Genomic DNA, 10,567 nt, shown 5'->3' on the forward strand with positions numbered 1-10,567 from the left:
GCCTTGTGGTATGAAGTGACTTAGTTCCCGAGAAATACTGAAACTAGCGTCAAAATCTATCGAAAAAAACTGAAGGTCTTTCAATTATCCTCTGATTTCATTCCAGATTGAATTGCGTTAATTTGAAAACTCACTGAGCGTGATTAAGCAATCAGCTAAGTGAGTTTGGGTTTATTTTTCCTTTGCTGGAGATTGAGAATGCGACCACTGATTTTGACTCATAAACTTGCCATCGATTCATCTATGCATAGCTATATTCTGCATCGCTTGCGTCTAGCGCTGGATCGCACGCTCAGTAAAATTGGCGCGATTACCGTGCGCTTGAGCGATGACAATGGCCCTAAAGGCGGCGCTGATAAAACGGTTCAAGTTAAACTGGTTGTGCCAGGACACGACTCGGTCATTATTCATGAGCGGGGTAGCGATTTACGCTCAGTGGTGGATCGCGCAATTCACCGCGCCGCCCAAACGGTGCAGCGAGTCAGCGCAAAACGGCACAAAGCGGCACGCAAAATTGCCAGTCGAAAAGTGATTGCCACTGAAATGGTCAATGCCGCAGAAGCGAATACGTTTAAGCTCATTTAGGTGGCTATTACGATACTGACTCGATTGAAACAGAAAATTAAACAAGGATGAGTATGCTTATTTTATTGCTTGCCACAATGCTGGCGCTGTATGGATTCAATCAAATGCTCAAGCGAAATGCAGTCCGCAAGGAACTCATTCCAATACGGGTGAGTCCAAGGAAAGACTTTACTAGGAGGTAATTGTGAAAAGAACAATTTTATTGATTGCGACCAATATCGCTATCATGGTGGTGCTCGGTATTTTTGTCAGCGTATTTGGTCTGAATCGATTTATTACCGCGAATGGCTTGAATTTACCGATGCTGCTGATGTTTGCCGCGGTATTGGGTTTTGGTGGTGCGTTTATCTCTCTCGCGATTTCAAAATGGATGGCGAAGATGAGCACAGGCGCGCAAGTGATTGCGCAGCCGCGCAATGAAGACGAACGCTGGTTGTTTGACACCGTTGCCAAACTCGCGCAGCGCGCACAAATCGCAATGCCCGAGGTCGCGATTTACGAAGGTGAACCCAACGCATTTGCTACGGGGCCAAGTAAAAATAACTCACTGGTGGCGGTATCAACGGGTTTGCTCTACAGCATGACGCACCGTGAAATCGAAGCCGTGCTCGCACACGAAGTCGCGCACATTAAAAATGGCGATATGGTCACGATGACGCTGATTCAGGGCGTGGTGAATACGTTTGTATTCTTTATCGCTCGCGTCGTTGGTTATTTGGTCGATTCATTTTTACGCCGCGACGAACAAGAATCATCAGGCCCGGGCATTGGCTATACGATTACCGTGATTGTCTGTGACATCGTATTTGGTATCTTGGCTAGCGTGATCGTGATGTACTTCTCGCGTCAACGTGAGTTCCGCGCTGATGCCGGTGCTGCGCAATTGATGGGGGAAACGGCACCGATGATCGATGCGCTACGCCGTTTGGGGGGCATGGAGCCGAACTCACTACCAAGCAATATGGCCGCGGCGGGTATTTCGGCCAAGTCGGGCTGGCTATCGCTATTTAGCTCACATCCTGCGATGGAAGAGCGGATTGCGGCATTGCAAGCCATGCGTTAATTGGGGTTTGCTAGTGTTAGTCGAATATTAATCGAGGTGAATTAATCGTTTTGGCGCAAAAAAACCGCTCACAGCTAGTGTAGCGGTTTTTTTTCGTACTTTTACTGACGAACACCTTTATGACTCTAGAGTGTCCTTTTCTGTATGTCGAGATACTGAGCGGACACTCCTTGTGGCACTTTTATTGTTCAATCAAGTCACAAATTTCGCTGCTTAGCTTTTCGGCCAAACGACTTTATCGTCAATTAAATAGATTTTACATTCGCTATCTTTTGCGTTCTTTTTGCAATAATGTAATGCAATAAATTGTGCATCGGTCGTATCTGCATTCCATGCAAAGCCACAAGCGCCATTACCAGCGACTGCTACAGCTCTTGAGTAGGGTTTGTTTGAGATGATGTCAGCATACATTTCTTTGCACTTCGCGCTTACGGGAACTTTATCCAACTCAGTCATCTCGGCATAACCAGATGCAACAACGGTTTTGGCTTCATATTTTGCACTGACCACGGCGGTTGGCATTTTAAGCTCTGTCAGTTTCTTTTCGACAACAGGCCACCAAATTGTGTCGAATCCCTCTTTACTACCAAACATAAAATGGGCGTTGTCGCGGTATTTCCCAAAGTTAATGAACTCTGCTGTTTTACTGCTTTTATTAAAGTTGGCCAGCATTTTTTGAGAGACATCGAGTGGGAATAAGCTATCGTTTTCACCATAGAACCAGATTGAAGTCAGTTTGGCATTCTCACCCAGTTTTTCTGCCGTAGTTTGTAGTGCTTCCTCCCATTTACAACTGTCGTTTTTAAGACCACCTGCGAAATTAATCAGTAATTTCACACCCTGTGGTGGCTCAGTCGCCAGACCCAAGGTACTTAAGCCACCAAAAGATTGGCCCGCCACAATCACCTGATTGGCATTGATATCTGGGCGTTGGCCAAGCGCCTGAATCAAGGCTTTGATGTCCTCAGTTTGTTTCATTGTCGACTCAAAAACGCGTCGGCAGCCTTCTTCCAAATACATGCTAGAGCCGCCAGACTTACTAAATCCGCGTTGCATTGGCAGTGCTACGGCATAGCCACGTTTTAAAAACTCACTGGCAATGAGCGGATAGCGAGCCCGTGGTTGAAATGAGGGATTGCCCAGTGTTTTGCCTTCGTTGATCACGATGAGCGGAAAAGGGCCGTCGCCATCGGGTTTAAAGAACGTCGTTTCTAGGCTAATCGTGCCACCATAGAACGTTTTGCCCACCGGAATCATTAAAACTTGTTCATTTAAATCAGTGCGTAGCGGTAAGTCATCAGCAGCAAATGCGCTCAGAGAGAGTACTGCAGTACTGAAAAAGAGTTTGAGCAGGTTCATATGAAGGTCTTTGTAAATTTATATTGCGGACACCCAGTTTACCACCTTAATAATTTTGAAAGCAAAGCTACCGAGTCGCATCGCACTGAAGCTTTAGTCTCTACGTCAGTGAATGAAAATAGGGCGAAGATGTATCTATACCAAGGCATTGATTCTATTTGCTCATAGCTTTATACATCGATTTTTTTTGCAAGAATGCTTGATGGGGGCCGCGAAATCCGGTTTAAGGTTTGCCCGACTCGCCCCCCACCCGTAGAATTGCGGGTAATTTATTATATAACGCGATGATTTGCAGATTTCTGCCAAGTCGTGGCGTTTGCTCGGAGCTGCCTGTGTCTTTATTACCTTTACTCAATTCTCGTTTTGCTGCCGCGCTGAGTGCAGTCGGTGCGCCTGATGCGCAGCCTTTGGTGCAGGCGGCCAGCCGCCCTGAGTTTGGCGACTATCAAATGAACGGCGTGATGGGTGCAGCCAAAGCGCTTAAGCTCAATCCACGTGAATTGGCGCAAAAAATTATTGATGCGGTGGATTTGGCAGGTATCGCCAGCACACTCGAGATCGCCGGCCCTGGCTTTATTAATATCAAACTCGATAACGCTTATTTGGCCGCTTACGTTGAGACTGCGTTGAAAGACGAACATCTTGGCGTTGAGCAAAGCCCCGCGCAGCATGTGATGGTCGAATATTCATCGGTGAATTTGGCCAAAGAAATGCACGTCGGCCATTTGCGCTCAACGATTATTGGCGACGCCTTGGCGCGCGTGCAAAGTTTTGTCGGTATGAGCGTGACACGCCAAAATCACGTCGGCGACTGGGGTACCCAGTTCGGTATGCTGGTGGCGTTTTTGATCGAAGAACAACAGTCGGGCAACGCCGAATTAGCGCTGAAAGATTTGGAAGGTTTTTATCGTCGCGCCAAAGCGCGTTTTGACGAAGACGAAAACTTTGCCAATACCGCGCGTGATTACGTCGTCAAACTACAAGGCGGCGACGCCGAAGTGAACGCACTGTGGCAGCGTTTTGTTGAAGTGTCCTTGTCGCATTGCAATGCGGTTTACCAAAAACTCAACGTCTTGCTTGATGATGGCGATGTGCGCGGCGAGAGTTTTTATAACAATGATCTTCCTATCATTGTCGATGAGTTGCGCGAGCAAGGTTTGCTCGTTGAAAGCGAAGGCGCGCAAGTGGTGTTTTTGGATGAATTCAAAAACAAAGACGGCGAGCCGCAAGCGTCGATTATTCAAAAGAAAGACGGCGGTTATTTGTACGCGACGACCGATCTGGGCGCGATCCGTTTCCGCGTGCGTGAGCTGAAAATCGATCGCTGCTTGTATGTGGTTGATGCGCGCCAAGCGCTGCATTTCCAGCAATTGTTTACGATTGCCAAAAAAGCGAAATTCGCGCCAGAAAATGTATCGCTCGAACACATTGCGTTTGGCACGATGATGGGCGAAGACGGCAAACCGTTTAAAACTCGCTCGGGCGACGTCGTGAAATTAGTCGACTTGCTCGACGAAGCGCAAGAACGCGCGTTTGCGCTGGTTTCCGAGAAAAACCCAGGCTTGGATGAAGCCACCCGCCGCGAAATCGCCAATGCAGTCGGTATCGGTGCGCTGAAGTACGCCGATTTGTCGAAAAGCCGCACCACCGATTACATCTTTAATTGGAATGCAATGCTCAGTTTTGAGGGCAATACCGCGCCGTATCTGCAATATGCCTACACCCGCGTGAAGAGTATTTTCCGCAAAGTGAGCGACTACGATCAAAACGCCGCGATTGTGCTGACCGAGCCTGCTGAGCACGCACTGGCGCTGGAATTGGCGCGCTTTAGCGATGTCGTGCATGCCGTTGCCAAAGACAGCCAGCCGCATCTACTGTGCGCGTATTTGTACAGCGTAGCGACGATGTTTTCGCGCTTTTATGAAAACTGCCCAGTTAACCAAGACGGCGTAACCAACGCATCGCGCTTGAAAGTCTGCGACCTTACCGCCAAAGTACTGGCCGCAGGCTTGAATCTGCTCGGCATTAAAGTGTTGGAAGCAATGTAATCATTTACAACTGAAGCGAGATGGACTACTGATTTCGCTGCTTAATTGTTTGCAGTATTGGGGTATTTAACTGTAGCTAATGTTAAGCATTGCTTACAGTTAAATACCCCGTTTTCTTTTTTGGCGAAGAGTCACTGAGCTCGCCCTTGGTCGCTGGGAATGGCTGCGCGCTTAGCGCTCTTGCGCCCGCCACAAGCGCTGTTCAGGTAAAATAACCGCCATCCAGTACATTCAAAATAGATAAACCCATGTGGAAACCCAATGCCACCGTCGCGGCGGTGATTGAGCGCGATGGCCGTTTTTTAATGGTTGCAGAGCGCATCAACGGCGAGCTGAAACTCAATCAACCGGCTGGTCATATTGAATTTGGCGAGTCGATTGTCGCCGCCTGCGCGCGCGAAACCTTGGAGGAAACCGCGTATCACTTTACGCCAACGGCGTTTCAAGGCCTTTATCAGTGGACAGTGCCGGGTACCGATTTAACCTATTTGCGTTTTGCGTTTACCGGTGAATTGGGCGTGCACGATGCATCGCTGGTGCTGGGCTTGGCGGATGAAGGTATCGAAGCGGCGGTGTGGTTAACGCGCGACGAGCTGCTGGCGCGGCGCGAGCAGCATCGCAGCCCTTTGATTATGGCGTGCGTGGACGATTATTTGGCGGGGCAATCTTTCCCGCTGGCGGTGTTACAGACGATTGATGCCGTTCAACAGTTCGATGGATTAGTGAAATGAGCAAAATTGTAATTGGCTTGTCGGGTGGCGTAGATTCCTCAGTCGCCGCGCATTTACTCAAAGCGGCGGGGCATGAAGTGCACGGCGTGTTTATGCAAAACTGGGAAGACGACAATAATGACGAATATTGCTCGATCAAAGAAGACAGCATGGATGCGATTGCGGTGGCCGATTTGCTCGGCATCGACATCGAGCTGGTCAATTTTGCCGCGGAATACAAAGACCGCGTATTCGCGCATTTCCTTGCCGAATATTCAGCAGGCCGCACGCCCAATCCCGATATTTTGTGCAATAGCGAAATCAAATTTAAATCATTTCTGGAGTTTGCGATTAAGCTCGGCGGTGCAAAATTGGCAACGGGGCATTACGCAAAGACTCGACTAAGAGCCGACGGCCGTACCGAAATGCTGCGCGCAGCCGATCAAAGCAAAGATCAAACGTATTTTTTGTATCGCCTGAGCCAAGAGCAGATTTCACACGCCGTTTTCCCGCTCGGCGATTTACAAAAAACCGAAGTTCGCGTCATTGCCGAGCAAATTAATTTGCCGAACGCCAAGAAAAAAGACTCCACTGGGATTTGCTTTATCGGCGAGCGGCCGTTCCGCGAGTTTTTAAATCGCTATTTGCCAAAAACGCCGGGCAAAATGGTGACGCCTGAAGGCAAAGTGATGGGCGAGCATCAAGGCCTGATGTACCACACGCTAGGCCAGCGCGGCGGCCTTGGCATTGGCGGCACCAAAGGCAATACCGAGCCGTGGTTTGTCGCGGGCAAAAATCTGGCAACCAATGAGCTGCTGGTTGTGCAAGGCCACGATCATCCTTTGCTGCTGAGTAACACGATGATCGCCAAAGATTGCTCATGGATTCTAGGCGAAACCCCAGCAGAAGGCCGTTACACCGCTAAAACCCGCTACCGCCAGCAAGATGCAGCCTGTACTTTGAGCTACGTTGACGGCGGCGTGAAGCTGGTCTTCGACGAACCACAATGGGCGATGACACCGGGGCAGTCGATGGTGTTGTATAGCGATGAGGTTTGTTTGGGTGGCGGGATTATTCAGTAAAAACGGCTGGGCATCCCGTGATAGCGGGTCGGGCGGTGCGCGAAATCCTCATGTACAAAAGTACATTCCGGTTTCTGTGCTCCGGTCTCCCCACTCTAACGGGCGCTCGCTCGTTTTTGTGCGTGCATTTAAAAAAAACACTCATCAAGTTGATTTTTTTTAGGTATTGCCCTCTAGTCATTATGTTTAAATGGCTACTGATCAATACTCCTGCTGTATCGTTTCCATTTTCGGGCTGTGTCCCATGAGTGCCGTAGGTGCGATTACGCAGCTCTAATCGTACTTACTTGCTGCTTCAATATTTATCGTCAACTGACGATACGTACCAGCATACTAAAGGGGCTATGTAGCATGGATGACCACCCACAAGCCAAACTATCGGTTGTACAGACTCAGTTCTTGTCAGATAGAACCGTAGATGTCGTTTCAGTAAATTATCATTTGAATGAACTTACCATTTTAGTTGCATCAGACTCTTGGGCTACTCAGGTCATTTTTAACCAGGTATATGGTTTTCGTGTTCTTGATGAAGGAGATCTTTGTGCGTTTTGGCAGTTGGTTACACTGGCGGATGGGTGGATTTTTAAGGTCGGTAGCGGAGGCTGGAAGAGTTTGGAGCTTACACGCCCAGACTTTATTTCAGGCTATGCCCCAGATGTCGAAGAGTACTTAATTATTGGTCGCAATGAATGTGTTTCTGTACTGAGTAAAGAGGCGTTATCCATTGTTGATGTATCGGAGTCTTTTCTTCGCAATGCGGAAGATGGTTCGTCGGTTTAGGGGGATTATACTTTCCAACAGAGCAGTTATCGTTCATACCCTGTTGTAGTTTCGCTATTCCTAGATCAAAAAAGCCACTCAATCGAGTGGCTTTTTCAGGCAATGTTCAGATTTGGTGTTGATATAGTTTCGCGCTCGTCGAACTGGGGGTTTTAACATCCCTCATATCAAGCCGACGAAGTCGGCGCAGATATATGGGTCGCCTTCTTTTGCTTACTTTTCTTGGCGAAGCAAGAAAAGTAAGTCCCGGTCGCGGATTGCGACTGCAAAACACCGTGCCGTAGGCACTTAAAGCCATCAATACCAAATCTGAACACGTCCATTTTATTGGGTATGTCGATCTAGCCATTATCTATGAAAGGCTACAACTAAATACCTCTATTGCATCGTTTCCATCTTCGGGCTGCGGCCCATTAGGTCGGTGATGATTTCGCTGACGGGAACATTTTCAAATAGCACTTGGCAAACGGCGCGGCTGATGGGCATTTCGATATTCAGCGCCGCGGCTTGGCTTACGACTTCACGCGCGGTCGGTACACCTTCGGCGACGTGGCCGAGGTTTTTTAACACTTCATCCAAGTTCAAACCTTGCGCGAGCAAGAGTCCAACGCGGCGATTGCGTGATAAATCGCCGGTGGCGGTCAGCATCAAATCGCCTATCCCCGCCAAGCCCATCATTGTTTCGGCTTTACCGCCGAGCGCAGTCGAGAAACGCGCCATTTCAGCGAGGCCACGCGTCAAAAGCGCTGCGCGAGCATTGAGGCCAAGATTCAATCCATCGGCCACGCCTGCGGCAATCGCCATGACGTTTTTCACTGCCGCGCCAATTTCAACGCCGATCAAATCGTCGCTGGCATAGAGGCGCAGTACTGAAGTATTAAATTCTTGCACCACGTGCTGCGCAAACGCAGCGTCAGTCGAGGCAATCGTCACCGCAGCAGGCAGTCCTTTGGCGACTTCTTGCGCAAAACTTGGGCCCGACAACATGCCGCGCGGGATGGCATCATCCATTTCTTCAAGCGCGACTTGATGCGGCAATTTCATCGTGCCCGCTTCAAGGCCTTTACACGCCCACAGTACGGGCGCAGTGCTGCCGAGTTGGCGCAAGGCTTTCAGTGTACTGCGTAAGCCCGCCATCGGCGTCACAATCAAAATCAAACCTGCATCCGCCACGGCATCTGCGAGTGAGGCGGTGACAGAGAGGTTGCTAGGGAAGGGCGCATTGGCAAGGTAGCGTTGATTGCAGCGTTCTGCTTGCATTTGAGTTACTTGCTCGGCTTCACGCGACCAGAGGCTGACATGTTGGCGATCAGCAAAACGAATGGCGAGCGCGGTTCCCCATGCGCCAGCACCTAAAACGGCGAGTTTCAATGTATGTTCCTCGTGAGGTTTTTTGCGAATAAGCGAGCGCAATTACGCGCCCCAAACGTCTTCAATACGGATGTAGCCCGTTTGACCATCGCGATGTTTGATTTTGACCCAGCCGGTATTGCTGGTATCGAGGCGTTCGAGTAGAACATTACGCTCTACTTTAAACAAAATAGGGGAATGGGTGTCGGCTGCTTGGCGTACGTCGCTGAGCCGATTGGCTTGCACAAAGCGGCGCAGGCTGACATCTGATTTTTTAATCCAGCTTAGCGTACCATCACGGTCACGAACGCGAATCCAGTCGCCTTGTTCATTCATGACTTCGAGTGGGATATTGGCGCTGAGAATAAAGCGCTTCGTCGCTGTATCGGCGGGCGCATCGTAAAAGATAACGCCGTGCCGTGCCGTGGATCGGTACTCAACGGCGTGAGCGCCACTGGTCATTACGGCCAGTAGGCTCACGGCGATCAGGCGGTGACTGAGCGCAAATTGCGCGAGTCGATTAATGCGTTGTTTGTGCATTCGCAGCTTGTTCAGCAGCTTGCTGACGTTGTTGCATATAAATGCCTTCAAAATTGATAGGCTGCAACAGTAGCGGAGGGAAGCCTGCGCGCGTTGTCAAATCAGAAACGGCTTCGCGTAGGTACGGGAACAAGATGCTTGGGCAACCGATGCCAAGCAATGGATCCATTTCTGAATCAGGCACGTTTTCGATTTGGAACAAACCAGCTTGTGTTACTTCAACCAAGAATACAGTGCGATCTTGTGCTGTTGCAGTTGCCGTCACAGTCAGGCTCGCTTCAAAGAAGCCATTATCAAAACCGCGTGCTTGATTGCGGAATTGGATGCTAAATTCTGGCTGCTCTTGTTCCATAAATGCGTTCGGTGCACTTGGTGACTCAAGAGAGATATCAGTGACATACAATTTTTGTACGGCAAAAACTGGTTGTTGTGATTCTTCTTGAACTGCTTGAGTCTCTTCGCTCATGATCCATCCCTTCAAAACGGTTGTTATATAAAAGAACTCTATCTGGGTTCGGTTGAAATCATCGCATAGTTTGCCGCTTTGATGCCACCGAGTCGATATTATTTATTGAGTAATGGATCAAGTTTACCTGCACGATCAAGTGCAGCTAAATCATCAAAACCACCAACATGAAAATCATCAATATAAATCTGCGGTACGGTACGTTGCCCACGTGATGCCATCACTTCACGCTGACTAGGGTCGAGATCGACCCGGATCTTCTCTAAATCGCTAACACCTTTGTGTTGCAGCAAGCGTTCTGCTCGATCGCAATAAGGGCAGTAGCCAGTGCTATACATTACTACTTTGGCCATATTAAATACTCCAGCGGCGTGTGGCCGTTTTATTAATTCATCCAAATAACATAAGGGCGAAAAAGTTGGAATCAAGAGTGTAAAAGCACAAACGCAGGTTATCGCGCCGTAGTGCCCTTTTGCTTTTGTAGTTTTACTTTAGTTTTTCGTCGATTTGCTTCCTATTTAAATCAACAACTTATCATCTTGCTTGGGTTTTCTTTGTCTTTAGGTGTTGACGTGCCTCGGTAG

The 10,567-nt window shown here is 48.9% G+C and carries 11 protein-coding genes; 6 read left to right on the forward strand and 5 right to left on the reverse strand.

Annotation, left to right across the window (positions count from 1 at the left end):
• Positions 1-198: 198 nt before the first annotated feature.
• Complete coding sequence (locus tag GM173_RS10850) at positions 199-585, forward strand: HPF/RaiA family ribosome-associated protein (RefSeq protein WP_203571399.1); 387 nt, start codon at positions 199-201, stop codon at positions 583-585.
• 184 nt (positions 586-769) lie between these two features.
• On the forward strand, positions 770-1,648 hold the full coding sequence (gene htpX, locus GM173_RS10855) for a protease HtpX (protein WP_203571400.1): 879 nt from the start codon (positions 770-772) through the stop codon (positions 1,646-1,648).
• Between the two features lie 213 nt (positions 1,649-1,861).
• Here htpX and GM173_RS10860 read toward each other — a convergent pair whose 3' ends face one another.
• Positions 1,862-3,007 carry an alpha/beta hydrolase family protein gene (locus GM173_RS10860; protein ID WP_203571401.1) on the reverse strand — a complete coding sequence of 382 codons (1,146 nt, stop codon included), beginning with the start codon at positions 3,005-3,007 and terminating at the stop codon, positions 1,862-1,864.
• 332 nt (positions 3,008-3,339) lie between these two features.
• Here GM173_RS10860 and argS point away from each other — a divergent pair, with 332 nt between their 5' ends.
• The 4 genes from argS to GM173_RS10880 all read left to right on the forward strand — a co-directional run bounded on the left by argS (position 3,340) and on the right by GM173_RS10880 (position 7,627).
• On the forward strand, positions 3,340-5,055 hold the full coding sequence (gene argS, locus GM173_RS10865) for an arginine--tRNA ligase (RefSeq protein ID WP_203571402.1): 1,716 nt from the start codon (positions 3,340-3,342) through the stop codon (positions 5,053-5,055).
• A 248-nt stretch (positions 5,056-5,303) separates the two neighbouring features.
• Positions 5,304-5,786 (forward strand): NUDIX hydrolase, encoded by a 483-nt coding sequence (locus GM173_RS10870; protein ID WP_203571403.1) that lies wholly within the window; start codon positions 5,304-5,306, stop codon positions 5,784-5,786.
• Entirely contained in the window at positions 5,783-6,847 is a 1,065-nt protein-coding gene (gene mnmA, locus GM173_RS10875; RefSeq protein ID WP_203571404.1) for a tRNA 2-thiouridine(34) synthase MnmA, read from the forward strand. The genes GM173_RS10870 and mnmA overlap by 4 nt, the downstream gene beginning before the upstream one ends.
• A gap of 351 nt (positions 6,848-7,198) precedes the next feature.
• The gene (locus tag GM173_RS10880; protein ID WP_203571405.1) at positions 7,199-7,627 is read left to right on the forward strand and encodes a hypothetical protein; all 429 of its coding nucleotides are present in this window, start codon (positions 7,199-7,201) and stop codon (positions 7,625-7,627) included.
• 378 nt (positions 7,628-8,005) lie between these two features.
• Here the strand turns inward: GM173_RS10880 and GM173_RS10885 are convergent, their stop codons facing one another.
• The 4 genes from GM173_RS10885 to grxC all read right to left on the reverse strand — a co-directional run bounded on the left by GM173_RS10885 (position 8,006) and on the right by grxC (position 10,336).
• Positions 8,006-8,998, reverse strand: a complete 993-nt coding sequence (locus tag GM173_RS10885; RefSeq protein ID WP_203571406.1) for an NAD(P)H-dependent glycerol-3-phosphate dehydrogenase — start codon at positions 8,996-8,998, stop codon at positions 8,006-8,008.
• 42 nt (positions 8,999-9,040) lie between these two features.
• Positions 9,041-9,517, reverse strand: a complete 477-nt coding sequence (locus GM173_RS10890) for an SH3 domain-containing protein (RefSeq protein WP_203571407.1) — start codon at positions 9,515-9,517, stop codon at positions 9,041-9,043.
• On the reverse strand, positions 9,498-9,983 hold the full coding sequence (secB, locus tag GM173_RS10895; RefSeq protein ID WP_203571408.1) for a protein-export chaperone SecB: 486 nt from the start codon (positions 9,981-9,983) through the stop codon (positions 9,498-9,500). The genes GM173_RS10890 and secB overlap by 20 nt, the downstream gene beginning before the upstream one ends.
• A 98-nt stretch (positions 9,984-10,081) precedes the next feature.
• Entirely contained in the window at positions 10,082-10,336 is a 255-nt protein-coding gene (gene grxC / locus GM173_RS10900) for a glutaredoxin 3 (protein WP_203571409.1), read from the reverse strand.
• Between the last annotated feature and the right edge of the window lie 231 nt (positions 10,337-10,567).

It is taken from the genome of Deefgea chitinilytica, assembly GCF_016881405.1.
Classification (GTDB): Bacteria; Pseudomonadota; Gammaproteobacteria; order Burkholderiales; family Chitinibacteraceae; genus Deefgea; species Deefgea chitinilytica.

What these genes read in the sequence shown, in the direction of transcription:
- GM173_RS10850 (WP_203571399.1), top strand. Translation starts at nt 199, where the DNA reads ATGCGACCACTGATTTTGACTCATAAACTTGCCATCGATTCATCTATG.
- GM173_RS10860 (WP_203571401.1), bottom strand. Translation starts at nt 3,007, where the DNA reads ATGAACCTGCTCAAACTCTTTTTCAGTACTGCAGTACTCTCTCTGAGC.
- GM173_RS10870 (WP_203571403.1), top strand. Translation starts at nt 5,304, where the DNA reads ATGTGGAAACCCAATGCCACCGTCGCGGCGGTGATTGAGCGCGATGGC.
- mnmA (WP_203571404.1), top strand. Translation starts at nt 5,783, where the DNA reads ATGAGCAAAATTGTAATTGGCTTGTCGGGTGGCGTAGATTCCTCAGTC.
- GM173_RS10880 (WP_203571405.1), top strand. Translation starts at nt 7,199, where the DNA reads ATGGATGACCACCCACAAGCCAAACTATCGGTTGTACAGACTCAGTTC.
- GM173_RS10890 (WP_203571407.1), bottom strand. Translation starts at nt 9,517, where the DNA reads ATGCACAAACAACGCATTAATCGACTCGCGCAATTTGCGCTCAGTCAC.
- secB (WP_203571408.1), bottom strand. Translation starts at nt 9,983, where the DNA reads ATGAGCGAAGAGACTCAAGCAGTTCAAGAAGAATCACAACAACCAGTT.
- grxC (WP_203571409.1), bottom strand. Translation starts at nt 10,336, where the DNA reads ATGGCCAAAGTAGTAATGTATAGCACTGGCTACTGCCCTTATTGCGAT.